Source organism: Dokdonella sp. GW821-FHT11D02 (assembly GCF_058808595.1).
In genome coordinates, this window is record NZ_CM179520.1 from 889,442 (window position 1) to 912,379 (window position 22,938).

The window sequence follows — 22,938 nt, forward strand, 5'->3', positions numbered from 1 at the left end:
GTACCATCGGAGCGTACTTTTTTTGATCGGGGAGACGGTTCGATGATCCACTGCCGCCGTCGGCGCGTTCACGCTGCCGAGTCTTCGCTGCGGACCATTGTCGGTTCGTATTCGGTTTGTGCGAGCGTTTCCCGGTGAAGGCGCGTCTGGCTCTGCACACGCGGGTCTTGATCGGCTTCGTCGCCGGCTCGGCGCTCGGCGCGCTCGCGTTCTGGTGGACCCAGCGTGGCGGCGATGCGAGTTTGGTCAACGGCTTCGTCGACACGGTCGCCCATCCGGCCGGCCTGCTGTTCCTGAAGTTCCTCAAGATGCTGGTGCTTCCGCTGATGTTTTCGGCGCTGATCGTCGGCATCACGGAAATCGGCGACATCGCCAGCCTCGGCCGCGTCGGCCTGCGCATGCTGTTCTACATCGTCATCGTGACCAGCATCGCGATCGTGGTGGGTCTGGTCGTGATCAATCTGATCCAGCCCGGCGTCGGTTTCGATCCGGCGATTCGCGACAGCTTGCTGGCTGCGCATTCGGCGGACGCGCAAGCGATCACCGCGACGAAGCCGACGTTGTCGGGGGTGAAGATTGTCCTCGGGCTGGTGCCCGACAATCCGATCAAGGCGGCGGCTGACGGCGATTTCCTCGCCATGATGTTCTTCGCGGTCATGCTCGGCATTGCTTTGGTGTTGAAGCCGACGCCGGCTACGGCCGCGTTCAAGGCCACCGTGCAAGGGCTGCTCGAGCTGGTGATGAAGCTGATGGAGCTGATCATCAAGCTCACACCGTATGCGGTCGCCGCGCTGATGTTCACGCTGACGGCGCGGTTCGGCACCGACATCCTCGGCAAGCTCGGCCTGTACGCGTTGTGCGTGATTCTCGCGATCGCGATTCACATGTTCGTGGTGCTGCCGTTGTGGGTGCGCATTTCCGGCGGCATGAGTCCGCTGAAATTCTTCAAGGGCAGCGAGGAGGCGATCCTGCTCGCATTCTCGACAGCATCGAGCACGGGCACTTTGCCGACCACGCTCAAGGTCGCCGAGCAGAATCTAAAACTGCCGCCGCAGATCGCGCGCTTCGTGCTGACCATCGGCGCGAGCGCGAATCATCACGGTACGGCCTTGTTCGAAGGCCTCACCACGCTGTTCATCGCGCAGTGTTTCGGCGTCGATTTGAGCTTGGGCCAGCAGCTGATGGTGGTCGGCCTGTGCATCATCGGTTCGATCGGCACGGCTGGCGTTCCGGCCGGTTCACTACCGGTGATTGCGGTGATCTTGGGCTATCTGCATCTGCCGCCCGAGGCGATCGGCATCATCCTCGGCGTCGATCGCTTCCTCGACATGTGTCGCACTTCGCTCAACGTCACCGGGGATCTGGCTACCGCGGTCGTGGTGTCCAGGCACTCGGGCGATGCGGTGCTGCCTCCGGGACATGAACCTTCGGCAAAGACACGGCCCGCGTAGGCGGGCCGTGTCGATTCGCGTATCCGTGCGTTCGAACTATTCGATCAGAAGCGGTATTCGCCGCTGACCGAAACCAGACTCGGATTGAACTTCACCGACTGCAGATCGGCCTTGTAGTAGTCGTAGTTCAGCCCGACGCTCATGTGGTTGCCGAAGTCATAGCCGAAACCGACGCCGGCGTACCACTTGTTGCTGGTGTCGTCGAGCTTGCCGCCCCATCCTTTGACTTCGCTGTCGGCACGGAACAGACCGAAGCGGCCAGCCAAGAACCAGTTTTCGGTCACGTTGAAATGACCGTTGGCGCCGACGTTCCAGCCGTTGACCGAACTCTTGAACCCAGCGCCCGAAAATTCACCCAGATCGGTGTAACCGCCTTCGACGCCGAGCGAAACATTCGGCGCGACCGCCCAGCGGTAACCGAGGTTGACCGCGTAGCCGGTGTCGTTGTCGTCGAACGCGCCCTTGTCGAGGGCCGAGCGGCCGATGCGGCCGTTGATGAACAGGCCGCCGGTATCGGCAGCCTGGCTGGGGGCGGAAAGCATCGCGAGCGCGAGGGCGGCGATGGCGGCGAGCGATGCGGACTTCATGGTCATCTTGACTCCGGATTCTTTTCTTGTGGTTCGTCGATCGGCGGCTCGTACGATCCGCCTAGCCGTCGTCAATCGGCGGCGTGCGGATCATGAAAGCGCATCGATGAACACTCGCCGTCCCCGCCGCGAGTGCATGACTACCTGCATATGAAAATGTGGAAAACGAGCATCGGCACGAATTCCATCGCGCTAGCTGAACAGAACTCGGGCACTCGCGCGGCGCCGCGAGAGATGCGACAAGCAATCGCCCTAGGCGCGAGATCGCCGGAGGCGACGCCTATGAAGATCGGCGAACGCTCGAGAGCGCGATGAGCCGCAACAAAAAGCCCGACCTGCTTGCGCAGGCCGGGCGTCCCGTGCGTCCTTGCCCTGTGGCTCCCGTTGGAGACGTTGGATCAGAAGCGATATTCGGCGCTGACTGAGACCAGGCTGGAATCGAGCTTGAGTCCGCTCTTTTCCGCCTTGTAGTAGTCGTAGTTCAGACCGACGCTGACGTTGTTGTTGAAGTCGTAACCGAAGCCCGCACCGGCGTACCACTTGTTGCTGTTGTCGTCGACGCGGACAGGCACCAAACCGCCGGCGAGATAGCCACCCTTGAGGTCGCCGCGGAAGAAGCCGCCGCGCCCGCTCAGGTACCAGTTGTCGGTGAGATTCCAGTGGCCGTTGACGCCGAGCGTCCAACCGCTGAGTTCGGCCTTGCCCAGCGGAGCGTAGCCGCTCTTGGGCGAGACTTCGCCGAGGTCGACGTAACCGCCTTCGACGCCGAGCAGGAAGTTCGGTGCGAGCGCCCAGCGATAGCCGATATTGGCGCCGTAACCGGTGTCGTCGTCGTCGTACTTGCTCTTGTCGACGTTCGACTGACCGACGTTACCGTTGATGAAGAAGCCGCTGTTGGCGGCATGGCTGGCGATCGGGAGAGCGGCGAGACCGCCGGCAAGGGCAATAGCAAGAATTGTATTTTTCATGACTTTCTACTCCAACTGCTTTGGGGTGGTGATGTCCTTGGCGACGCGTCCTGCGTCGTCTTGTTTCGACTGTCGCCTCTGTCGTCGGTTCGTTTCCGTGGCGGCGCGAGTTAGATGGGATTCACCCCTACAATTTCAATACTGTGTAGTTTATAAATAGTTCAGCTAGCTGAACTGGCTGAGGTTCGTGCGTCGAATCCTCCGAGTCCTTCGGCGGCGACGCACGGCTTGACAGGATCATCTACAGGTGTAATCTCAGGGTTACGATTACATCGGTAAACAACATGGGCGCCAGAGAAACGGAACGTCGCGAAGAAAAGCATCGCTTCGCCCATCGCGAAAACGCGAGAACGCAGACGCGAAGGCGAGTACTGACGGCTACGCGCTCTCAAAGATGCAGCGCGCGCATCACGATCCAGGAGTCGCGCGATGATCGCTGAGCTGTTCGACGCCTCGGTGCGGATGACGTTGGCCGGCTCCTTCGCGGTGATCGTGGTGTTGGCGTTGCGCGTCACCTTGCGGCGAAGAGTGGGCGCGCAGCTCGCCTATGCGAGTTGGACACTGGCGCCGATTGCCGCCATCGCGATGCTGCTGCCGGCACCGGCGCAGCCGGTCGCGAACTTCGTCGAGATCGTGCAGTGGGTGCCTGCCGCGGCGCCGACGAGCATCGAACCACAGGCGGTGTTCGAGTGGCGCCCAATTGTGTTCGCCCTCTGGTCGCTCGGCGCATTGCTCTCGGCAGTCTGGTTCGCGGCGCAGCAGCGCCGCTATCTGCGCAGCCTCGGGCGACTGCAGGCGCGCGACGGCGATCGAATCCTGCAGTCGGAATTCGATACCGGCGGTCCGGCCCTGGTCGGCGCTTGGCGTCGGCGCGTCGTGCTGCCGGCTGATTTCGAAGCGCGTTACAGCCAAGCAGAGCGCGAGCTAATCCTCGCTCACGAGCGCATGCATCAGGCGCGCGGCGACGCTTCGATCAATGCCTTGGTTCTCGCTCTCCGTTGCCTGAACTGGTTCAACCCACTGCTGCACTACGCCGCTGCGAAGTTCCGCCTCGATCAGGAGTTCGCTTGCGACGCTGCGGTGCTTGCACGCTTTCCGGAAGAGCGTCGGCGCTACGCCGGCGCGATGTTGAAGGTGCAGTTGGCCGATCAGCCGCGGCAGGAGCTGCGGTTGCCGGTCGGCTGTCGTTGGCCATCCGGCCATCCCTTGAAAGAGAGAATCGTCATGTTGAACAAACCTCTACCTTCGCGTTTGCAAAGAGCCGGCGGTGTCGCGGTCGTCACGGTGGCGGCAGTAGCCGCGAGTTTGATCAGTTGGGTCGCGCTTTCGTCCCCTGTTTCAGCTGCGGCGCGGACGAGCGCCGAAACCTCCGGCTCTGTGGCGGCTTCCTATCGCCGCCTCTCGCGACCGGCGTATCCCGAGCAATTGATCGCTTCACGCATTGAAGGAATCGTCTACGTCGATGCGCAAGTCGATACCGCCGGAAAAGTCACGGCGGTCAAGGTCGATCACACCGAGCCCTCTACCGCCCGAGACCTGGCCGAGCCCGCTCTGGCCGCGGTGAAATTGTGGACGTTCGAGCCGGCGCAGGAGAACGGCAAGCCGGTTTCGACGCATGTGCTGGTGCCTTTGCGCTATACGCTCGCCGATTCGAAGCCGATCTCTCCGCCCCAGCTGCCGGCCGGGGCGATGGAAATGATCGTCGTCACCGGCGCCCCGAAATCGCCCTAGCGCCGATCGACCCGAGGCCGCCTTCGGCGGGCAAGGATTGGCTCCAATCAACCGGCCCTGTGCGCACGGCGCACAGGGCCGTTAAAATTCGCAGCCTGCTCTTCAACCGTTCGAAGGAGTCTTCAGATGGCTGTGAAAGTCGCGATCAATGGCTATGGCCGTATCGGCCGCAACGTGTTGCGTGCGCTGTACGAAGGCAAGCGCACCGGCGAAATCCAGATCGTCGCGGTCAACGATCTCGGCGACGCCGAGACGAACGCGCACCTGACCCAGTACGACACCGCGCACGGCAAGTTCCCCGGTGAAGTCGGTGTCGAAGGCGGCGATCTGGTCGTCAACGGCGATCGCATCAAAGTCTGCGCCGAACGCGATCCGGCCAAGCTGCCGTGGAAGGAACTCGGCGTCGACATCGTGCTCGAATCGACCGGCTTCTTCACCAGCAAGGCGAAGGCGGGCGCACACATCGCCGCCGGCGCGAGCAAGGTCATCATCTCGGCGCCGGGCGACAAAGACGTCGACGGCACCTTCGTTTACGGCGTCAACCATCAGCAGATCAAGAGCAGCGATCGCGTCATCTCGAACGCGTCCTGCACCACCAATTGTCTCGCGCCGCTGGCCAAGGTGCTGCACGACGCGATCGGCATCGAGCACGGGCTGATGACGACGATCCACGCCTACACCAACGACCAGGTGCTGACCGACGTCTACCACTCCGACCTGCGCCGCGCGCGTTCGGCCACGATGAGCCAGATTCCGGCCAAGACCGGCGCGGCCGCCGCGGTCGGTCTGGTGCTGCCGGAACTCAACGGCAAGCTCGACGGGTTCGCCATGCGCGTGCCGACGATCAACGTTTCGGTGGTGGATCTCACCTTCGTCGCCAAGCGCGCAACCAGCAAGGACGAGATCGACGCCGTGGTGAAGGCTGCCGCCGAAGGTGCGCTGAAGGGCATCATCGGCATCAACACCAAGCCGCTGGTCTCGGTCGACTTCAACCACAATCCGCTGTCGTCGGTCTACGACGCGACGCAGACGCGCGTGATGGGCGGCACCTTGGTCAAGCTGCTGTCGTGGTACGACAACGAGTGGGGCTTCTCCAACCGCATGCTCGACATGACCTTGGCTTTCGCCAAGGCGTAAGCGGTTCACTCCATCGGTTCGCTCTACTGAGAAGTGCGGCCACGGATGGCCGCGTTGGACTCCGTAGTCGAATCGAGCTGCAAGCGGCACTCAGCGTTCGCGGCTGAAGCAATCACGGATGATTGCAGAGGGAAATCCCGGCCACGGGTGGCCGCGTTGGACTTCGTGGCCGAATCGAGCTGCATGCGACACTCAGCGTTCGCGGTTGAAGCAATCATGGATGATTGCAAAGAACCCTCCCGCACGAATCCATGCACACCTTCGCCGTCGCCAACTACCGCTCGCTGCGCGACCTCAAACTCGCATTGACGCCGCTGACCGTCGTCACCGGCGCGAACGGCAGCGGCAAGTCAAATCTGTATCGCGCGCTGCGTCTGCTCGCGCAAGCGGCAGACGGACGGCTGGCCGAAGCGCTCGCGCTCGAAGGCGGCATTCCGTCGGTGCAGTGGGCGGGGCCTGCCGACATCCGCCAGCAGGTAAAACGCGGCGGACCGATTCGAGGCACGGCGAAGAAGGCGCCGCTGCGCGTCAGCTTCGGCTTCGCCGCCGCTGATGTCGCGTACGAAATCGCGCTGGGCCTGCCGACGCCATCGCTGTCGCGCTTCGCCTTCGATCCGGAGATCAAGACCGAAACGGTGTGGCAGAAGCCGCCGCGGCGGCCGTCCAACACATGGCTCGAGCGCGAGGGTATGCACGTGCGTGTGCGCGAGCAGAGCGATTGGATCCGCTTGGATTTCGCGCCGTCGGCGAACCGCTCGGTCTTGGCCGAACTCGGCGAGCCGGAGCGCTTCCCGGAGCTGTTCGCCCTGCGCGAGCGCTTGCGCGGCTGGCGTTTCTACGACGGTTTACGCACCGACGCCGAAAGTCCGCTGCGCCAGCCGCGCATCAGCGTGCAGACCACGGCGCTGGCGCACGACGGCCGCGACTTGGCCGCCGCGTTGCAGACGATCCTCGAGATCGGCGACGCGCCTGCCCTGCACGCTGCGATCGAGGACGCGTTTCCCGGCTCCGCCTTGGAGATACTCGGCGACGATGCGCGTCTGCAGATCGGGCTCCGCGTCGAAGGCTTGCTGCGCCCGCTCGCCGCCGCCGAATTGTCGGACGGCACGCTGCGCTATCTCTGTCTGCTGGCGGCATTGAACAGTCCGCGCCCACCCGAACTCCTCGTACTGAACGAGCCCGAGCAGAGCCTGCATCCGGATCTGCTGCGGCCGCTCGGACGGCAGATCGCGCAGGCCGCCCGACGCAGTCAAATCTGGGTCATCAGCCATGCGCAGGCGCTGGTGGATGCACTCGAGGATCTCGCCGGCGTCGCTGCGGTCGAGTTGGCGCGCGAATTCGGCGAGACGCGCATCGTCGGGCAGCGACTGCTCGACGAGCCGCTGTGGCCCTAGGCGAAGTAGTCCTTGCGCAGCAGTCCGTACAGCGCGGTGTCTTGCACGCCGCCGTCGACGCGCCAGCGTTCGCGCAGATAACCCTCGCGGCGGAAGCCGACGCGTTCGGCCAGCTTGCACGAGGCGAGATTGAGCGGGTCGATGTCGGCTTCGATGCGGTTGAGTGCAAGCGTGTCGAAGGCGAAATCGAGCGCGAGGCGCAGCATCTCGCCGGCATAGCCGCGGCCCCAGAACATTGGGCGCAGCGCGTAGCCGACGACGCCGCGCAGGTGTTCGCGATGAATGCCGAACAGTGAGCACGTTCCGATCGGAACGTCGCCGTCATGCAGGGTTGCGACCCAGGGATAAAACTCCATCGTCGTGTGCTCGCGCGCGAGACGCTCGATGTGCGCGATCGCCTGCTCGCGTTGGGTCCACGCCGGGAAACTCCAATGTCGCATCACCGCAGGATCGGAATGCAGCGCGAACAGCGCGTCGACATCGGCAGCGTCGAGCTCACGCAGGCGCAAACGCGTGCCGATCAGCGTCGGCACCGAGGGCGTTGCCGCTCCCTCCATCAATGCGCGACCAGCAAGGGCAGGTCGCTGTACTGGAACAGATGGCGGGTGGTGCCGCCGAGCACCAGTTCAGTGATGCGCGAGTGTCCCCATGCACCCATCACGATCAGGTCGGAGCCGTCCTTGCGCGCCGCGTCGAGCAGAGCGGCGCCGCGTTCCTTGCCGCCGCTGAACGGACGGATCTCGGCCTCGATGCGATGGCGCGCGAGCCAGGCACGCAGATCGAACTTGGGCAGGTAGCGCAGGCCGAATGGGTTTTCGACCAGATCGCCTTCGAGAATGACGACGCGTTCGGCGCGCGCCAACAGCGGCAATGCACCGCGGATCGCCAAAGTCGCTTCGCGGCTCTGATTCCAGGCGACCAGGATGCGCGTGCCCACCGTGGCGGGCTTGGCGCTTTCCGGCACCACGACCACCGGCGCCGAGGCGCCGAACACGGTGCGCGAAACCACGCCCCAGCCGGTCGGCGCATCGGGTACCAGCTGCGGCCGTTCGACGACGACCAGGTCGCACCAGCGCGATACGTGGCACAGCGATTCGACCACATCGCCTTGAGTGACTTGCCACTCGCCGTCGACGCCGTGCTGGTCGAGCAGGGCACGCCACTGCGGCGCATGATCGAGCGCGCTGCGGTAGAGGCTGTCGATCTCGCCGCTGTAGAGCGCGACCGCTTCGGGCGATGCGAAGGCGACCGGTGACAAGGGCACGACGTGCAGGCCGGTCGCCCATGCCTGCAGGCGCTTGGCCAAGGTCAGGCCGACTTCGGAGGCGGGCGTCGCCACATCGGTGCGGCGTAGATGGATGGCGACTTCGAAGGCGCAAGAATCGGAGTGGGTCATAGCCGTTCTCCTCGGACTTACGGTGGACGGCGCAAGCTTACGGCGACATGAACGCAGAGTCGCGCAGTGGCTGCGATCGTCGCGGCCGATGGAAGACAATCGCCCGTCCATTGCGGGAGGCGAGCTTATGCGTCCGATGATTCCGTTGCTGGGTGTGGTAGTGGGCTTGGCGTTGACGGCCGCGACGCCGGCACGTGCCGAGAAGGAGATCGACTGCCGTCTGACTTTCTCGCTGTCGGGTTGGTCGGCGTTCTACAAAACCGCATCCGGCACCGGCACGGTCAGTTGCAGCAACGGCCAGATGCTCGATGTGACGATCGATGCCAAAGGCGGCGGGCTGACCTTCGGCAAATCCGAGATTCGCGACGGTCGCGGCACGTTCACCGCGATCTACGACATCGAGAACGTGCTCGGTACCTACGTGGTCGCGACGGCGCATGCCGGTGCGGTCAATTCGAGTCAGGCGCAGGCGATGACCAAGGGCCCGGTCTCGCTGGCGCTGACCGGCAAGGGCGAGGGCTGGGATCTCGGTGTCGCATTCGGCAAGTTCACCCTGAGCAGGCGCTGAGCCATCTAGTTCGCGCGTGTGCCGTGGCGGCCGACCACGGCCGCTGCCACGATCAGCCCCGCGGCGACGAACAGCGATGGATTCGCCGGCGCCTGTCCGGCCAGGACCAGCCAGAACGTCGACAGCACCGGTGCCGCGTAGGCGGCGCCGGCGAGCAGGCCGAGATCGCCGCGCTTGGTCGCGCTGTCCCACAGCAGAAACGCGCCGCCGACGGGGCCGATGCCGAGTGCGGCGATCGCGCTCCATTCCAGCACCGTCGGCGCGACCCAGGTTTCGGTCGCGCTGTGTGCGATCAGGCCGGCGAGTGCCGTTGCGGCGCAAGCCGGAATCAAGCTTTGCGCAGGGAGCGTGGCGAAGCGGCGGTTGAGCAGCGAGTAGCCGGCCCAGATCAAGGCGCAGATGGCTGCCAGTGCGTAGCCGAGCGCCGGTTGCGTTCCGCCGTCCTGGTGGCCGGCACCGATCACCAGTACGGTCGCGAGCAGACCGAGTGCGGCGGCACCCAAGCGTCGCAATGGCGCATCGCGTTCGCGCCAGGCCGCGCCGAGCGCGATCAAGAGCGGCCACAGATACACGATCAGACTCGCCGGTGCGGCCGGCGCGAGTCTCAAGGCGTGGAAATAGAGCGCGTGAAATCCGAACAGCGCGACGAAGCCGAGCGCGAACGCAGGCAGCGGCACCGCACAGCGCGTCAATCCAGCGCGTAGGCCGTGGCGCAGCAGCGTCGCCAGCAAGGTGGCGACGACGCCGACCGCGAAGCTGAGTGCGAGCAGCTGATAAGCCGGAATTCGCGCCGCGCCGCGGCTCAACAGCGCGAGCGTCGACCAGAGCAGAATGGCGCCGAATCCGGCGAGAGTGGCATAGCGCGAAGACAGCATAGGGACCGGCCGGGAATCCGAAGCCGGACGCTAGCGCGCGGCGCGTGCGCGCGCTTGACCGTCCGTCTCATCCGCGCAGTCGGCGCGGCGGCAATCCATACGCGCGACGGAAGGCGCGCGTCAGCGTGCTGTGCTCGCCGTAACCAACTTCACCGGCGATGTGGGCGAGCGGAGCGGTGCTTTCGTGCAAACGCGCCAGCGCCAACGCGAGGCGGCGTTCGCGTTGCAGGCGCGCCGGCGCCACGCCGTAGGTCGCGGTGAAGCGGCGATAGAACTGGGCGCGGCTGAGGCCGGCGAGGCGGGCGAGCCAGGCGCTGTCGTAACGGCGCTCGGGTTCGGCTTCGAGCAAGCGATGCACCTCGGCCAGAGCGTCAGCCGAATCGGGCGTGCCGTGCAGCGCGTCGAGCAGCAGGCGCGACCAGAGAAATGTAGCTTCGGTGCGCTGCGGCAGGTGTTCGGCGAGACCGCGCAAGAGCAACGTCGCGCGCGGAGCAAGAGTGAGGAAGCCGCGTTGCAGCAGCGCTTCGTCGCACGCCCGCAGCTGTACTACCGGCAGATCGACGACGACGAAGCGATTCGCGCCGCATGCCTGGAATGCATGCCGTTCGCCGGCGCCGACGAAGGCGGCGCGCCCGCACTCGACGCGGCCGCCGCGGCCCTCGATCTCCAGCTCCATAGCGCCGGACCGCGGCAACACGAGTTGATGAAACGCGTGCCGGTGACTGGCGACGTCGGCGCGGTAGCTGCGCAGGCTGAACATCGCCTCAGACCCAATAGGCGGCGGCGAACAGGCCGAGCATCGCGAAGCACACGCCGAGCTTGACCAGAGCACCGACGACGAAACCGAGCCAAGCGCCGATGCCGACGTCGGTCGCCTTGCGCAAGGTGCCGCCGGCGGCCAGTTCGCCGACTAGCGCACCGACGAACGGTCCGAGCAAGAGTCCGGGCAGCCCGAAAAAGAGGCCGACCACGGTGCCGAGCGCCGCGCCGATCAGGGCGTAACGGCTGGCGCCGACGCGCTGCGCCCCGAGCAGACCGGCGGCGAAATCGACCACCAGTGCGAACGCGGTGAGCACACCCAGCACGATCAGAGTGAACGTGCCAACGCGCTCGAAGCCGCCGGCCCAGGCCGCCAGCAACAGCCCGCCGAATACCAGCGGTACGCCCGGCAGCGCCGGCAGGATGGTGCCGGCGAGGCCGACCACGACCATCACCGCGGCGAGCAGATACCAAAGATGATGCGGGTCCAGCAAAGGTTTCAGCTCTTCCACGCGCGCACTCCGGACGCCGCCGCTGGGCGAATGCGCGGCGAGGACTACTCTAACCGACGTGTGAGGCGCCAATTCGCACGTCAGGCGCGGTCAAGTCGGAACTCAATCGGCACCAACCCCCAGGCTGGCGTCGGCTTGCCGGCGACCAGTACCGGCTTGAAGCGCCCGCGCAATACAGCCTCTCGTGCCGCGTCGTCGAGTTTCGAATGGCCCGAGCTGCGTGCGATCTCGACGCGCTCGACGCGGCCGTCGATGTCGACCAGCACGCGCAGCAGGACGGTGCCTTGTTCGTGAGCGCGCACCGACGCGGCGGGATAGCGCGTACGCAAAGGACCGTCGTAGGCGAGTTGGCGCGCTTCGCCCACAGGCGCCGCGGGGGCGGTCGGGGCGGTATCGACGATGCTTGGCGCCGGCGGGCTAGGTACGACCGGCACGGCCATCGGGCTAGGGACATCGACCGCCACCGGCGTCGGTGGCTGTGGCGGCGTAGGGGCGGGCGCCACGTGACGCGGCGGCGGTTTGCGCAGCGGCTCGGGCTCCGGGGGGGGTTGGATCTTGGGCGGCGGCGGGGGCGCGTCGACGAAGCTGACCTCGATCGTGCGTTGCAGGCTGCGTTCGAGCGGCGGCGCCAGCGGCAGTAGGACCAGGGCGAACGCGGCGATATGGGCGGCCAGGCTGGTGCTGAACGCGCCGACTCGGCGCCAGTCGAATCTCGCAACGGGAAAGGAAACCAAGTGCGCGGCCATGCTCTGCTCCGGTGGAAACCCAGCGGATGCAACGGCGGCCGGTTCACGGCGGGGTTACCTTTATAGAGAGATGGAATATGGAGCGCGGCGATCGGTCGCGCTCGGGTATAGTCGCTTCGTTCAGCTGCCCCGGCGGAGATAAAACTCCATAGTGACGAGGACTTGCGACGAGGCCGCTGCCGCATGCCGAAGCTTCGGCCAGCCACGCGCCCTAGGGTTTCCCCGGATACTGCGAATGGGCGATCGGACTAGAATCGTCACCACCCCGAAACCTTTTGGTCGAACGCCATGAGCATCAGAGCCCCGGATTCGCCGGGCCTCACATCGCTGAACCTGCCGCAAGGCGCCGGTGTCGCTCAAGGCGGCATCACCGGCCTCGGCGATGCACGCGGCTTAGGCGGCTCGCCCAGTGCGATACCGTTCGACGGAGAAGCGGTACTCGCTGCGGACGTATGGGAAGGCGGCGCCTCGCGCAGTCTTCCGCAGAGCAGCCCATCGGCCTACGCGCACGGTCCCGATCTGATCGCCAACGTCGAGCGCGATGTAAACTACATCCTGTCGGCGCTGTCCTGAAATATCGGTTGGGTCGGCCCCTGACGCGAAGTCCGTTCGCGGACGCGGAGCCATGTCGACCGAACTCTATACACCCCTTCGTTTGCGTGAAACCGCCGCCCGCCTCGCCGGGGCGTTACGCAGCGAACGCAGTTCGGAATATCGGCTGGCGATTCTCAAGCGCCTGGCACGGCGTCTGGGCGACGGCGCCTATCCGGTCTTCCTGAAACTGCTTTCGATCATCGCCGAAAGCGACGACGACGGCGCCAAGGCGGCGATCGCCGATGCGCTGGTACTCGCGCTGACGCGGATGGACCTGCCGAGCGGCCAGATCACCTCCTGGGGCGGCTCCCACCTGCGCGGTGGCGAAAGTGAAGGCAACGAACCGGTGTCTTCGACCTCGCCGCGTAGGCAGCTGGGTCCGATCGAGTTCTTGACCGCCTGGTACGCGCAGCGCACCCAGCTGCCGCAACTCGATGAGAAGCACTACGCGCAGACGCTGTCGCTGCTGATCGAGCTGTGCAATCACAGCCCCGAACTGCGCCGGCTGTATCCGGCCAAGCTCGAGGCCGACAGCCGCAGCGAGCTGGAAGGCGCCTACACCCGCGTCACCCGCGATGCGCTGGCGGCGATCGCCCAGTCCTGGAGTTCGGAGGCCGCGCCCGACGAAGTGGCGCGCGTGGCGACCGCGCACGAGGCCGGCATCCAGGCGATTCCGCGCGGCTGGATCCTGCGCGATCTTTGATCCGCAGGCTCTTTCTTTCCTCCCCTTTCGAGTCCAACCGACCTGGCTTGCGCCGGCGCGGAGGGGCGTGGCCGGAGTGCCGCAACTCTTGGGGTAAACCCTAAGCTAGGGTTCGACCTAGTTACCGGCAGCCGCGCATCGCGGCAAAGTCTGCCCCGAAGACGGAAGCGGTTAGTGGAGGGGATGGCTCCAAACATCCCGTTAGTCGACGGCGAACAGACCGGCTCCCTCGCGAAGCCCTGTTTGCAGAATTCAACATCAATGAGGAGACGGTCATGGGTAGCGCATTAGGTTCAGTCTTCGGCGGCGGCGGCGGCGGTGGCATCTTCGGAACCGTGCTGAGTGTTGTCGGCGGTATGTTCGGTCCGATCGGCATGGCCATCGGCGGTCTGGTCGGAAACATGATCGACCAGGCGATGAGCAGCTCGATGCAGGACAACAATATTCCCCAGGATCAGCAGGACGAGGCGCAGACCGCTTATCGCGACGCGTATCGCACCTCTTCGGGCGGCCTGGAGCCGCAGGGCCTGGGTGGTCGTTCGATGCACGACGACATCGATCGTGCAGCGGATGCGAGCGGTGCTTCGGCTGCTGATCGTGGCCAAGCGCATCGTCTGGCCGACGAACTGCAGCAGAAGATCAACGACTTCATCGCCAAGGGCGCTGCGGACGCGGCCGGCGGTGAAGAAGCCAAGGATGCGAAGAGCGGCAAGGGCAGCGGCGGCTGGTTGATGGCGATCGCGAAGGCTCTCGGCACCGTGGCGGGTCAGAGCGCGAAGCGCCTGGTCGCGCTGTCGGACGAAGTCACGGCTGCGAGCAAGGAGAAGAACCAGCTCGCCGACGACAAGGGTGCCAGCGCGGGCGAGAAGGGTGCCGCCGCGGATCGCTACAACCAGGCGGTCACCGAGATGCAGGGCGCGTCGCAGGAGTTCGGCCTGCTGATGAACGCGATCTCGACGACGATCAAGTCGCTCGGCGAAGCCGAATCGGGCGTCGCTCGCAAGCAGTAACGAACGAGCAGTTCGCAGGAAGAAAACGGGGCGCTATGCGCCCCGTTTTTGCATCCGAAGGTCGAAACGCCGGAGCGGCGCTGCTAAGGTGGTGGAAGCGGTGGAAGGGCGAGCCGCCGATGCCGTTCCTGCAGCAATGAGGTGGAACATGCAATGCACTGGACTTTCGACGGCTAGGTGGCTTTGGGCGGGATTCGTATTGAGCGTCGGCGTTGCGCAGGCACAGGTCGGTGACGTCTACTTGTATCCGGTACCGGGCTACAACGCCGCGGTGATGCAGCAGATCCAAACCGACAGCGTCAATCGCGCGCGCGAAAACTTCGACCGCGACACGCGGCAAACGTCTCGGTCCACATCACGGCTTTCCTATCCATCCAATAGGATGAGGGGCGCGGCGAGCGAAAACTTCTTCGTTCCGCGAGACGCCATGGTGTCGGCGCAAGTGAAGCGCGAGCTGCTCGACAAGATCAGCAGCGCCAGCAGCGTAAAGACCGCACAGATCATCGGGCGTACCTTCGATCGCAAGGACGTGCGCACGGCATTCGACGAAATCGCCTCGCCCTACGGTCTGCACACGGACGACTATGCCGAGGTCTACGCCGGCCATCTCATCATGATGTGGATGGTGGCCAACCTGAGGGAAGCGCCGAGCCTCGACCAAGTCCATGCAATCGTGCAGCAGACGCGCCGCGCGCTGGGCCGGGAGATTGCGGATCTGCCCATGCAGGACCGTCAGCGACAGGCCGAAGGCATGATGTACGACACCGTTCTGGCGGTTTACGCCAAGCGTGAGGCGGAGCGCGATCACGACGAAGCGTACTTGCAAGAAATGGCGGCCAGAGCACAGCGGAACATGCTCAAGCAAGGGCTGGATATGCAGGCTCTCGTCCTGAGTGACGCCGGCTTGACGCGCCGTTGATACGGCCACGATACCGGTTGCCGCATGTCGATCGAACCCCAATCCGCGCCGGAATCTCCATGGCGCGATTTTCCCGGCGCAGAGCTGCTGCGCACACGGCGGCTGGTATTGCGCGGGCTGCGTGTTACCGACGCCTCAGCCTTGATGAAGCTCAATGCCGACCTCGAGGTGTCACGTTGGTTGATGGAGCCATGTCCCACCGACTACATCGGCGTGGTCAGAACCATCTTCCACGCCAACCAGTGGTACGAACGGCGCCCGGGCCTGGGGGCTTGGTACGGCAGCGATATGCAAGGCAATTTCGTCGGGATGTATACGCTGGCGTCGCAGGAGGAAGACAGCGATGAGGTGGAAATCGGCATGCGCCTGCCACGTTCGACCTGGGGACGGCTCTACCCGATCGAGGCGGGACGCGCGCTCTGTCGCCACGCTTTCGAAACGCTGAGCCTGCCGTACCTGCTCGGAATGTGTCATCCGCAGAATCTCGCCGTGCCGGCGATCCTGCGGCGCCTCGGCTTCTCGGCCGACGGCGAGGCGCCCTACTTCGGCGGTCGCGCATTGCGTCATGTGCTGCGCAGGGAGGATTGGCTGGCGCACCAATCCGCACGTTCGCCACAGCCCGAACGGGCTCATCGGATGGAGAAAGCAACGTGAATACGAGCAACGACGGCAGCGGCGCGGTATCGCATCCCTTTTCGGTCGGCACGGATCCGGTCGTGTCGGCGCGAGTCCGCAAAGAGCTGCTCCGCACCTTGCAAACGCAAGCCAAGCTCGACCCCGAGCAGGCGGAACGCGAACTGGATTCGATCGACATGCGCGGGGAGTTCGTCCGCCACTTCGATCCCCTCGGGCTGGCGCCGGACATCTTGCCCGATCTGCTTGCCGCGCATCTGCTCGTGATGTGGAGCGCGGTACACGACGCCCCGCTGCCCGATCGCGAGGTCGCCGCGGGCCTGGTGCGCCAGTTCACCGCCCAGATCAGCGGCAACCCGCAAATTACCGACCCGGCGCTGCGGCAGCTGATGGGAGAAGCGCTGCTGCAGGAGGCGGTGCTGTCGCTCGGAGCGCTGCGCGTCGCGCGCGAAAGCGCAAGCAAATCGAAGCTGAAGGAAATCGCCGAATCGGCGCAGCGCAATCTTCTTGCTCAGCGTGGCATCAATCTGCGCAAGACGCGGCTGACCGCGTCCGGTATGGCACGCGCTTGAGCACGGCGATGAGCAGGACGAGCGGACGCCATGGCTGAAGAAGGCGATGCCGGTAACCGAACCGAGAAGCCGACTCCGCATCGCCTGAAGAAGGCGCGCGAAGACGGCGACGTCAGCAAGAGCAAAGAGCTGACCAGCACGGTGCTGGTCATGATCTGGCTCGCTCTGATCTGGTTGATGCTGCCGTCGATGAATCGGCGCCTCGGCGCGCTGATCGACGATTCGATCGGTGCGATCGGACAGCCGTTCGAAATCGTCGCGCCGGCGCTGGGTTGGGAAGCGCTGTGGACGGGCATGGAGATCTGCCTGCCGTTGCTGTTCGGTGCGGTATTCGTCGCGACCTTGACGGATTTCATCCAGGCCGGGCCGGTGATGGCGGGAAAGAAGGTCAAGCCCGATCTCAAGCATCTGAACCCGATGTCGGGGATGAAGAAGATCTTCTCCAAGGACAACCTGGTCGAGGTCGCCAAAGCCCTCATCAAGAGCAGCGCCCTGATCGGCATCTTCATCGCGGTGTTGTTCGCTTTCCTGCCGCAGATCGCCGCGCTGCCGTTCAGTCAGAAGCCGGTCGCGATGGGCGAGCTGCTTTGGTCCAGCGTGACTCGCATCGGCATCTGGGTCGTCTTCGTGTTCTTCTTTCTGTCGGCGTTGGATGTGTTCTATCAGCGCTTCTCGTTCATGAAGAAGATGCGCATGAGCATTCGCGACATCAAGCAGGAAAACAAAGAGAACGAAGGCGATCCGTACGTCAAAGGCCGGCGCCGGCAGTTGCATCAGGAGTGGGCGCAGCAGAACATGCTGTCTTCCGTGCGCCGCTCGAGCGTGGTCGTGACCAATCCCACCCATCTCGCCATCGCGATCTTGTACGAGCCGGGCGAAACCGAGCTGCCGGTGGTTGTCGCCAAAGGCGAGGATTACGAAGCCAAGCTGATCCGCGAGGCAGCCGAGGAGGCCGGCGTTCCGATCATGCAGAACGTCGAACTTGCGCGCGGCATGTACGAACGCGCCGAACTGGACGACTACTTGCCGAGCGAATTCTTCGAGGCGGTAGCCGAACTCCTGCGCTGGGCCGAAACCGTGCGCGAGCAGCGCGACGGCAAGTAGCGCGGCCGGCGGTACTGCGCCGCCGGATCACAGCATCTTCTGCAGCGCTGTCAGTAGCGTGGCATTGGCGGCGATCGTGCGCACCACGGTCTCGACGATCGCACCCAAAGACAGCAGCAGCATCCAGGTCGCGAGCCATGCTTTGATCGGCATCGACAGCGAGAACACGTTGAGCTGCTGCGCATAGCGATTGACCAGGCCGAGCGCGACGTCGAGCAGGCTGGTGATGATCAGTGCGGGCGCGGAGAACATCAGCACCGCCGTCATCAGATAGCTGAATTGGCTGGCGAAATAGCCGATGCCACCGGCATGCAAGGGCGGCAGCGCGTTGCCGACCGGCCACAGCTTGTAGCTCGACAGCAGGATGTCGAGGAACATCGTGAACGCGCCGGTCGCCATGAACAGCCACATGCCGAACTGCGACAAGAACAGGCCGGTCAGCGAGGTCTGATGGCCCGAGATAGGGTCCATCACGCTCGCCATCGACGAACCCACCTTGACGTCGATGACATTGCCGGCGGCGCTCAACGCCCAGAACACGGCGCCGAAGCTGAAGCCGATCACCGTGCCGACGAAGATCTCCTTCAAAATGACCAAGGCCCATGTGCTCTGTCCCACAGCTGCGCCGGGGTCGGCCGCGGCAGCGATCGGATAGGCGACGATGGCGAGGCTGACGAAGAAGCTGTTGCGCACCAGCGCCGGTACGGTTTCCTGCGTCATCAGCGGCAGGATCAGGAACGCCGCCGCGATACGCGGCAGCGTCAACGCCACGGCCAACATCTGGCTTTGCACGTACTCAAGCGGCATACGGGCGGCGCTCGCGAATCGACCGGCGGGAAGTGCGCATCAGTGGATCAAGGTCGAGAAGTTGCTGAACAGATTGTCGGAATAGTTGTACAGCGTGCCGCCGAGCACGGTCGCGGTGGCGAACAGCGCGAGCACGACCGCGACGAATTTCACCGCGTACGGAAACGTCTGCTCCTGCAGCTGCGTGACAGCCTGCAGAAACGCGATCAATAGGCCGACGATGGCGGCGGCGAGGATCGGCGGTGCCGACAACAGCAGCACCAGCCACAGTGCCTCGCGCGCGAGCTGAATTTCGTTCTGATACATGAGCCCCTCAAGCCTTTACTGATAGGTCGCGACGAGGCCGTGGATCAATTTGGCCCAGCCGTTGAGGATCACGAACAGAAGCAGCTTGAACGGCAGCGAGACCATCGTCGGCGACAGCATCATCATGCCGAGAGCGAGCAGGATGTTCGACACGATTAGATCGATCACGACGAATGGTAGGAACAAAAGGAAGCCGATCTGGAACGCCTCGGTCAGCTCGCTCACGGTGAACGCCGGCATCACCACGATGAAGTCGTCGGCGGTCAGTCCGGCCTGCTGCGCGGGCGTCAGCAGGCGCTTGGCGCTTTCCAGGAAGAACTTGCGCTCGTTTTCGTGCGAGTGCTTGATCAGGAACTTGCGCAGCGGCTCCTTGCCGGCGTTGACCATCTGGGCGAGCCGATCGACGGTCATTCGGTCCGAAGCCGGCGCCGCTCCTTGCGCCTGCGCCGTATTCCCCGCATTGATGTCGGCGAACGTATCGAGGATGACGGGGTACATCACGTAGATCGAAAGGATGATCGCGAGGCCGTTGATGACGACGTTCGGCGGCGTCTGCTGCAAGCCCATCGCATTGCGCAAGAGGCTGATGACGACCACGATCTTGGTGAAGGAAGTCACCATCACAGCGACGAACGGCGCCAGCGCAAGGCCGATGACCGTGCTGATGACTAATGCGGGAGAGAAACTACCGAAGTCCACGGTCGTCACCGATCCTTGTGACCTTGACGCCGAGCGTTTCGCCGAGCGAGACCAGCTCGCCGCTGCCGAACACCTTGCCGTTCGCGCGCAATTCCACTCGCGCGCCTTCGACCGGCTGACGCAACTCCAGAATCTGCCCGGCGCCGAGGCGACCGAGTTCGGCCAGGCTCAGGCTCAAACTGTCCAGCAGCAGGTCGACACGGACCGGAATCGCGTCGCGGATGTCGGCCTGCATGTCATCCGCGGGTGGCGGAAGGGCTTCTGGAACGTTTTCGCTCATCGTGAGATTCCTGAATTCGGCAGCGCTCAACGGGCGCGTGATCGAGATGCCGCCGGCGACCGCCGCGGCGAGCCAAGCATGGCGCGCGTCGAGGTTGGGATCGCCGGTGTCGGCGCGCAGGCGCAGCGTGTTGCTGGCGATCATGCGCGAACCGAGCAGGATCACGTCGCCGGTTTCCAGCGCGCGTAAGGTCGCCGCGGGCAGGTCCGGTATCGGTAGCAACAGATCGCACGGCAGCGGCACCTCGTCGCGCTGGACGCGCGCGCCGGTGTCTTCGCGCTGCCAGCCCGGCGCGACGGTGAGCGCCGCCAAGGTGGTCGGATCGAGGCCGAGTAGGCCGCGGCAGTCCTCGTCTTCGCCGCGACCGTAGCGGAATTCGACCCAATGCCAGACGTCGGCATGACGATCGGGCGCTGCGCGCAGCTCGGCCGGCAAGAGCGGCATGCCGAACAGTTCCGACAGACGCGCCAGCAACGGCTCGTAGGCGAGCGCCCAAGCGAGCAGGCGCGCGTCGCCGCCGAAGTCGTGCCAACTGCGGTCGCCGATGGTTGCCTGCTTGTGCTCGGCTGCGAGCACGAGGACGACGCGTCCGTTGGCGTGGTTGAGTTCGACCGTGGTCGCATGCGGCGCTTCCTGCGCGACGTCCGAGCGCAGTTCCAGCCGCACGCCGTCGGCTTCGATCGGCAAGCGGTCGCCGGCGCCGAGCAAGCGTGTAATCGCGGCCGCGCGCTCGGGCGGAATCGAGCGCAGGCGCTCGCCGAGCGGGCGGATCGAGGCGGCGGGAAGGTCCACGACGGGGGCAGCCGTCATCGTGTGATCGCTCCATGGGGTTGTTCGTGGCCGAGCGCGATGCGGATCACCTCGGCGACGTTGCGGGCGCCGAGCTTCTGCATCAGGTTCGAGCGGTGCAGCTCGACTGTTTTGATGCTGATGCCGAGCACGTCGGCGATCGTCTTGTTCAGCTTGCCGGCGACCACCAGTTCGAGCACCTGGCGTTCGCGCGGAGTCAGCTTCTCCATCACGATCGGGTTGGCGCCGACCGCCGCGGCACGGTCGGTCGCGGTGCGCAACGCGTGCACCAGCATAATCGGATCGAATGGCTTCTCGATGAAATTGACCGCGCCGTTGCGCATCGCTTCCACCGCGAGCGGCACGTCGGCGTGCGCGGTGACGAAGATCAGCGGCAGCTCGACCGCGCGCCGCTTGAGCTCCTGCTGCAGCTCGATGCCGCTCATGCGCGGCATGCGCACGTCGCTGACGATGCAGGCCGGAGCATGGCCCGGGGGCGCGTTATCGAGCTCCTGCAGCAACGCGGCGCCGCTGGCGAACGCGCTGACCAGGAAGCCGGCGTCCTCGAGCAGCCAGCGCGTGGATTCGCGGAACTCGTCGTTGTCGTCGACGAGCAGGATGTGTACGGCTGAGGCGTCGGACATCATGCGTTCTCCGCCGGCAGGGTGAAGATGAAGCTGCTGCCGCCGTCCGGGTTCGGCTCGGCGAACAGGCGGCCTTCGTGGAACTCCATGATCGAGCGGCAGATCGCCAGGCCCATGCCGAGCCCGTCGGATTTGGTGCTGAACATCGGAGCAAACATCTTTTCGGCGAAGTCCGGGCCGATGCCGGGGCCGCTGTCGCGCACGCGCACCTCGACCATGCCGTCGAGGTCGCGACGCGCTTCGATGGTGATTTCGCGTTGTGTGCCAACGGTTTCGCGCATCGCGTCGATGGCGTTCTTGACCAGGTTCAGCAACACCTGCTCGATCATGACGCGGTCCGCGACCACCCGCGGCAGCGATTTCGGCAGTTGGGTGAGGATGCGCACCTGATGCTGTTCAGCTTCCAGGCGCAGCAGTTCGACCACGGTCTGCGCCAGCGCGTCGAGCGGATGCGGCTCGCGCTGCGGGTTGCGCGTACGCACGAACTCGCGCAAGCGCGCGATCACTGCGCTGGCGTGTTCAGCTTGGTTGCGCGCCAGCGCGATTCCCTGGCGCAGGCGCGGGTTGGCGAGATCGCCGCGCGCGATCATGCTGTCGCAGCTGCTGAGGTAATTGATGATCGCGCCGAGCGGCTGGTTCAGCTCGTGCGCCAGAGTCGTGGTCATCTCACCGACACTGAGCATGCGCGAGGTGAACAGCAACTGCTCTTGCTGCGCCTTGTGCTGGCGCAGCGCTTCGATTTCATCGCTCAGGCTGCTGACGAAAACGGCATCGCAGCTCATTGCGCGCGCCCACGGCAGATCGCGCCACACCAGCCGATACCAGCGGCGTGTCTTGGGGGCATAGCATTCGATGCCGTCTTCGTCTTCGCTGAGCGAGTCGAAGCGCGCCTCGAAGCGCGTACGGTCGGGTATGGAGTCGGGCGTGCCGAATTCGCGTCTGAACGCATCGTTGGCGAGCACGGCGCGGCCGTCCGGCCGGCGGAACAGGGCGCACGGCAACGGCAATGCGTCCAGCAGGGCGCGCGCCAAGTCGTCGGCGGCCGCCGTCTGTGGAGAGGATTCAATGTGGACGGGCTCGCAACGGGTCGTCGACATCGTCGTTATCCTAGTTTCGCGTCACGCCCCCTTCGTGACAACGTAGCGGCCTGGGCCGATGGAGTAAGCGATCCTTATGAGAAGCGCGTCACGCTACGTCATAGTTTTCCTCGCGCTGGTGGGAGGTGCCTGCGCGGCGGCCGAGCCGGCGACGCCGGAACCCGGCGCGTCGTTAATGGGGCTGTTGCTGCCTTTGCTGGTGGTCGCGTTCGCACTGGCCGCGTTGTGGTGGGTGATGCGCCGACAAGGAGGTCGTGGCAGTGCCGCCGGACCGGCCCGCATCGTGCAGGTGATCGCGGTCGGGCCGCGCGAACGCATCCTCGTCGTCGATCACGACACGCAACGGCTCATGCTCGGCGTTACCCCTACGACGATCAGCCTCCTCGCGCATCTGGAACCGAAGGATGCCGTAAAGAATCCCGCGAAAGCCAGCGCTTCACCGAACGAGAACGCGATCTCCACGCCGCGTTAACGACGAGTCGACAAATCACCAAGGGTTTTCCCTAGGTCAAAGCGAACCGTCATTTCGTTCTGTTAGGCTGATCTCACAGGGTCGTTCAGTTTTCTGGTTCATCACAAGCAAGCCGTACTCGTCGTCTGGCCGTCTAAACGGCCGAGATGGATGCCAAAACTTCTTGTGGACGGTGTTATGGGTAA

Annotated in this window: 27 protein-coding genes; 13 read left to right on the forward strand and 14 right to left on the reverse strand. The window is 64.8% G+C overall.

The genetic code is table 11. From position 1 onward, the window contains the following. The first annotated feature begins 134 nt into the window (after positions 1-134). A complete protein-coding gene (locus AC3QL3_RS03575) occupies positions 135-1,451 on the forward strand; it encodes a dicarboxylate/amino acid:cation symporter (RefSeq protein WP_492896927.1) in 1,317 nt (438 codons plus the stop codon). 44 nt (positions 1,452-1,495) lie between these two features. On the opposite strand, the gene AC3QL3_RS03580 is transcribed toward AC3QL3_RS03575, so the two are convergent. Next, positions 1,496-2,044: an outer membrane protein gene (locus AC3QL3_RS03580; protein ID WP_492896928.1), complete on the reverse strand. Its 549-nt coding sequence runs from the start codon at positions 2,042-2,044 to the stop codon at positions 1,496-1,498. 392 nt (positions 2,045-2,436) lie between these two features. Continuing rightward, positions 2,437-3,006: an outer membrane protein gene (locus tag AC3QL3_RS03585; protein ID WP_492896929.1), complete on the reverse strand. Its 570-nt coding sequence runs from the start codon at positions 3,004-3,006 to the stop codon at positions 2,437-2,439. A 429-nt stretch (positions 3,007-3,435) separates the two neighbouring features. Here AC3QL3_RS03585 and AC3QL3_RS03590 point away from each other — a divergent pair, with 429 nt between their 5' ends. The 3 genes from AC3QL3_RS03590 (at position 3,436) to AC3QL3_RS03600 (ending at position 7,268) form a co-directional block, all read left to right on the forward strand. Beyond that, positions 3,436-4,737: a TonB family protein gene (locus AC3QL3_RS03590; RefSeq protein ID WP_492896930.1), complete on the forward strand. Its 1,302-nt coding sequence runs from the start codon at positions 3,436-3,438 to the stop codon at positions 4,735-4,737. A 126-nt stretch (positions 4,738-4,863) separates the two neighbouring features. Further along, positions 4,864-5,874, forward strand: a complete 1,011-nt coding sequence (gene gap / locus AC3QL3_RS03595) for a type I glyceraldehyde-3-phosphate dehydrogenase (protein ID WP_492896931.1) — start codon at positions 4,864-4,866, stop codon at positions 5,872-5,874. 251 nt (positions 5,875-6,125) lie between these two features. After that, positions 6,126-7,268 carry an AAA family ATPase gene (locus AC3QL3_RS03600; RefSeq protein WP_492896932.1) on the forward strand — a complete coding sequence of 381 codons (1,143 nt, stop codon included), beginning with the start codon at positions 6,126-6,128 and terminating at the stop codon, positions 7,266-7,268. Here AC3QL3_RS03600 and AC3QL3_RS03605 read toward each other — a convergent pair. Next, the gene (locus AC3QL3_RS03605; protein WP_492896933.1) at positions 7,265-7,801 is read right to left on the reverse strand and encodes a GNAT family N-acetyltransferase; all 537 of its coding nucleotides are present in this window, start codon (positions 7,799-7,801) and stop codon (positions 7,265-7,267) included. The genes AC3QL3_RS03600 and AC3QL3_RS03605 overlap by 4 nt on opposite strands. Positions 7,802-7,824: 23 nt before the next feature. Next, the gene (locus tag AC3QL3_RS03610; RefSeq protein ID WP_492896934.1) at positions 7,825-8,664 is read right to left on the reverse strand and encodes a universal stress protein; all 840 of its coding nucleotides are present in this window, start codon (positions 8,662-8,664) and stop codon (positions 7,825-7,827) included. Between the two features lie 136 nt (positions 8,665-8,800). Here AC3QL3_RS03610 and AC3QL3_RS03615 point away from each other — a divergent pair, with 136 nt between their 5' ends. Beyond that, positions 8,801-9,232, forward strand: coding sequence for a hypothetical protein (locus AC3QL3_RS03615; protein ID WP_492898846.1), 432 nt, complete (start codon positions 8,801-8,803; stop codon positions 9,230-9,232). A 5-nt stretch (positions 9,233-9,237) separates the two neighbouring features. Here the strand turns inward: AC3QL3_RS03615 and AC3QL3_RS03620 are convergent, their stop codons facing one another. The 4 genes from AC3QL3_RS03620 to AC3QL3_RS03635 form a co-directional block, all read right to left on the reverse strand. After that, on the reverse strand, positions 9,238-10,107 hold the full coding sequence (locus AC3QL3_RS03620) for a DMT family transporter (RefSeq protein ID WP_492896935.1): 870 nt from the start codon (positions 10,105-10,107) through the stop codon (positions 9,238-9,240). A 67-nt stretch (positions 10,108-10,174) separates the two neighbouring features. Further along, a complete protein-coding gene (locus AC3QL3_RS03625; protein WP_492896936.1) occupies positions 10,175-10,867 on the reverse strand; it encodes an AraC family transcriptional regulator in 693 nt (230 codons plus the stop codon). A 4-nt stretch (positions 10,868-10,871) separates the two neighbouring features. Next, positions 10,872-11,318: a DUF456 domain-containing protein gene (locus AC3QL3_RS03630; protein ID WP_492898848.1), complete on the reverse strand. Its 447-nt coding sequence runs from the start codon at positions 11,316-11,318 to the stop codon at positions 10,872-10,874. Positions 11,319-11,458: 140 nt separating this feature from the next. Then, positions 11,459-12,124 (reverse strand): energy transducer TonB, encoded by a 666-nt coding sequence (locus AC3QL3_RS03635; protein ID WP_492896937.1) that lies wholly within the window; start codon positions 12,122-12,124, stop codon positions 11,459-11,461. Between the two features lie 288 nt (positions 12,125-12,412). On the opposite strand from AC3QL3_RS03635, the gene AC3QL3_RS03640 reads away from it, so the two are divergent. From AC3QL3_RS03640 to sctU, 7 genes are all read left to right on the forward strand, one after another. Continuing rightward, positions 12,413-12,697, forward strand: a complete 285-nt coding sequence (locus AC3QL3_RS03640; protein WP_492896938.1) for a hypothetical protein — start codon at positions 12,413-12,415, stop codon at positions 12,695-12,697. Positions 12,698-12,749: 52 nt separating this feature from the next. Beyond that, on the forward strand, positions 12,750-13,421 hold the full coding sequence (locus tag AC3QL3_RS03645; protein WP_492896939.1) for a hypothetical protein: 672 nt from the start codon (positions 12,750-12,752) through the stop codon (positions 13,419-13,421). 275 nt (positions 13,422-13,696) lie between these two features. Next, on the forward strand, positions 13,697-14,431 hold the full coding sequence (locus AC3QL3_RS03650) for a hypothetical protein (RefSeq protein WP_492896940.1): 735 nt from the start codon (positions 13,697-13,699) through the stop codon (positions 14,429-14,431). Positions 14,432-14,630: 199 nt separating this feature from the next. After that, positions 14,631-15,350, forward strand: a complete 720-nt coding sequence (locus AC3QL3_RS03655; RefSeq protein ID WP_492896941.1) for a hypothetical protein — start codon at positions 14,631-14,633, stop codon at positions 15,348-15,350. 24 nt (positions 15,351-15,374) lie between these two features. Beyond that, positions 15,375-16,004, forward strand: a complete 630-nt coding sequence (locus tag AC3QL3_RS03660) for a GNAT family N-acetyltransferase (protein ID WP_492896942.1) — start codon at positions 15,375-15,377, stop codon at positions 16,002-16,004. Continuing rightward, a complete protein-coding gene (locus AC3QL3_RS03665) occupies positions 16,001-16,555 on the forward strand; it encodes a DUF6683 family protein (protein WP_492896943.1) in 555 nt (184 codons plus the stop codon). Before AC3QL3_RS03660 ends, AC3QL3_RS03665 begins: the two co-directional genes overlap by 4 nt. 30 nt (positions 16,556-16,585) lie before the next feature. After that, on the forward strand, positions 16,586-17,659 hold the full coding sequence (sctU, locus tag AC3QL3_RS03670) for a type III secretion system export apparatus subunit SctU (protein ID WP_492896944.1): 1,074 nt from the start codon (positions 16,586-16,588) through the stop codon (positions 17,657-17,659). A gap of 27 nt (positions 17,660-17,686) precedes the next feature. Here sctU and sctT read toward each other — a convergent pair whose 3' ends face one another. From sctT to AC3QL3_RS03700, 6 genes are read right to left on the reverse strand one after another with little or no spacing between them, the layout of a single operon-like run. After that, complete coding sequence (sctT, locus tag AC3QL3_RS03675) at positions 17,687-18,466, reverse strand: type III secretion system export apparatus subunit SctT (RefSeq protein WP_492896945.1); 780 nt, start codon at positions 18,464-18,466, stop codon at positions 17,687-17,689. 39 nt (positions 18,467-18,505) lie between these two features. Continuing rightward, the gene (gene sctS, locus AC3QL3_RS03680; protein WP_492896947.1) at positions 18,506-18,772 is read right to left on the reverse strand and encodes a type III secretion system export apparatus subunit SctS; all 267 of its coding nucleotides are present in this window, start codon (positions 18,770-18,772) and stop codon (positions 18,506-18,508) included. Positions 18,773-18,787: 15 nt separating this feature from the next. Next, positions 18,788-19,471 (reverse strand): type III secretion system export apparatus subunit SctR, encoded by a 684-nt coding sequence (sctR, locus tag AC3QL3_RS03685; protein WP_492896948.1) that lies wholly within the window; start codon positions 19,469-19,471, stop codon positions 18,788-18,790. After that, positions 19,458-20,561, reverse strand: a complete 1,104-nt coding sequence (locus AC3QL3_RS03690; RefSeq protein ID WP_492896949.1) for a FliM/FliN family flagellar motor switch protein — start codon at positions 20,559-20,561, stop codon at positions 19,458-19,460. Before AC3QL3_RS03690 ends, sctR begins: the two co-directional genes overlap by 14 nt. After that, positions 20,558-21,184: a response regulator transcription factor gene (locus tag AC3QL3_RS03695; RefSeq protein WP_492896950.1), complete on the reverse strand. Its 627-nt coding sequence runs from the start codon at positions 21,182-21,184 to the stop codon at positions 20,558-20,560. The genes AC3QL3_RS03690 and AC3QL3_RS03695 overlap by 4 nt, the downstream gene beginning before the upstream one ends. After that, positions 21,184-22,281 carry a sensor histidine kinase gene (locus AC3QL3_RS03700; RefSeq protein WP_492896951.1) on the reverse strand — a complete coding sequence of 366 codons (1,098 nt, stop codon included), beginning with the start codon at positions 22,279-22,281 and terminating at the stop codon, positions 21,184-21,186. Before AC3QL3_RS03700 ends, AC3QL3_RS03695 begins: the two co-directional genes overlap by 1 nt. A gap of 76 nt (positions 22,282-22,357) precedes the next feature. On the opposite strand from AC3QL3_RS03700, the gene AC3QL3_RS03705 reads away from it, so the two are divergent. Beyond that, positions 22,358-22,753, forward strand: coding sequence for a FliO/MopB family protein (locus tag AC3QL3_RS03705; RefSeq protein WP_492896952.1), 396 nt, complete (start codon positions 22,358-22,360; stop codon positions 22,751-22,753). Positions 22,754-22,938 lie beyond the last annotated feature (185 nt).

What these genes read in the sequence shown, in the direction of transcription:
- AC3QL3_RS03580 (WP_492896928.1), bottom strand. Translation starts at nt 2,044, where the DNA reads ATGACCATGAAGTCCGCATCGCTCGCCGCCATCGCCGCCCTCGCGCTC.
- AC3QL3_RS03585 (WP_492896929.1), bottom strand. Translation starts at nt 3,006, where the DNA reads ATGAAAAATACAATTCTTGCTATTGCCCTTGCCGGCGGTCTCGCCGCT.
- AC3QL3_RS03590 (WP_492896930.1), top strand. Translation starts at nt 3,436, where the DNA reads ATGATCGCTGAGCTGTTCGACGCCTCGGTGCGGATGACGTTGGCCGGC.
- gap (WP_492896931.1), top strand. Translation starts at nt 4,864, where the DNA reads ATGGCTGTGAAAGTCGCGATCAATGGCTATGGCCGTATCGGCCGCAAC.
- AC3QL3_RS03600 (WP_492896932.1), top strand. Translation starts at nt 6,126, where the DNA reads ATGCACACCTTCGCCGTCGCCAACTACCGCTCGCTGCGCGACCTCAAA.
- AC3QL3_RS03610 (WP_492896934.1), bottom strand. Translation starts at nt 8,664, where the DNA reads ATGACCCACTCCGATTCTTGCGCCTTCGAAGTCGCCATCCATCTACGC.
- AC3QL3_RS03615 (WP_492898846.1), top strand. Translation starts at nt 8,801, where the DNA reads ATGATTCCGTTGCTGGGTGTGGTAGTGGGCTTGGCGTTGACGGCCGCG.
- AC3QL3_RS03620 (WP_492896935.1), bottom strand. Translation starts at nt 10,107, where the DNA reads ATGCTGTCTTCGCGCTATGCCACTCTCGCCGGATTCGGCGCCATTCTG.
- AC3QL3_RS03625 (WP_492896936.1), bottom strand. Translation starts at nt 10,867, where the DNA reads ATGTTCAGCCTGCGCAGCTACCGCGCCGACGTCGCCAGTCACCGGCAC.
- AC3QL3_RS03630 (WP_492898848.1), bottom strand. Translation starts at nt 11,318, where the DNA reads ATGGTCGTGGTCGGCCTCGCCGGCACCATCCTGCCGGCGCTGCCGGGC.
- AC3QL3_RS03635 (WP_492896937.1), bottom strand. Translation starts at nt 12,124, where the DNA reads ATGGCCGCGCACTTGGTTTCCTTTCCCGTTGCGAGATTCGACTGGCGC.
- AC3QL3_RS03640 (WP_492896938.1), top strand. Translation starts at nt 12,413, where the DNA reads ATGAGCATCAGAGCCCCGGATTCGCCGGGCCTCACATCGCTGAACCTG.
- AC3QL3_RS03645 (WP_492896939.1), top strand. Translation starts at nt 12,750, where the DNA reads ATGTCGACCGAACTCTATACACCCCTTCGTTTGCGTGAAACCGCCGCC.
- AC3QL3_RS03650 (WP_492896940.1), top strand. Translation starts at nt 13,697, where the DNA reads ATGGGTAGCGCATTAGGTTCAGTCTTCGGCGGCGGCGGCGGCGGTGGC.
- AC3QL3_RS03660 (WP_492896942.1), top strand. Translation starts at nt 15,375, where the DNA reads ATGTCGATCGAACCCCAATCCGCGCCGGAATCTCCATGGCGCGATTTT.
- sctU (WP_492896944.1), top strand. Translation starts at nt 16,586, where the DNA reads ATGGCTGAAGAAGGCGATGCCGGTAACCGAACCGAGAAGCCGACTCCG.
- sctT (WP_492896945.1), bottom strand. Translation starts at nt 18,466, where the DNA reads ATGCCGCTTGAGTACGTGCAAAGCCAGATGTTGGCCGTGGCGTTGACG.
- sctS (WP_492896947.1), bottom strand. Translation starts at nt 18,772, where the DNA reads ATGTATCAGAACGAAATTCAGCTCGCGCGCGAGGCACTGTGGCTGGTG.
- AC3QL3_RS03690 (WP_492896949.1), bottom strand. Translation starts at nt 20,561, where the DNA reads ATGACGGCTGCCCCCGTCGTGGACCTTCCCGCCGCCTCGATCCGCCCG.
- AC3QL3_RS03695 (WP_492896950.1), bottom strand. Translation starts at nt 21,184, where the DNA reads ATGTCCGACGCCTCAGCCGTACACATCCTGCTCGTCGACGACAACGAC.
- AC3QL3_RS03700 (WP_492896951.1), bottom strand. Translation starts at nt 22,281, where the DNA reads ATGTCGACGACCCGTTGCGAGCCCGTCCACATTGAATCCTCTCCACAG.
- AC3QL3_RS03705 (WP_492896952.1), top strand. Translation starts at nt 22,358, where the DNA reads ATGAGAAGCGCGTCACGCTACGTCATAGTTTTCCTCGCGCTGGTGGGA.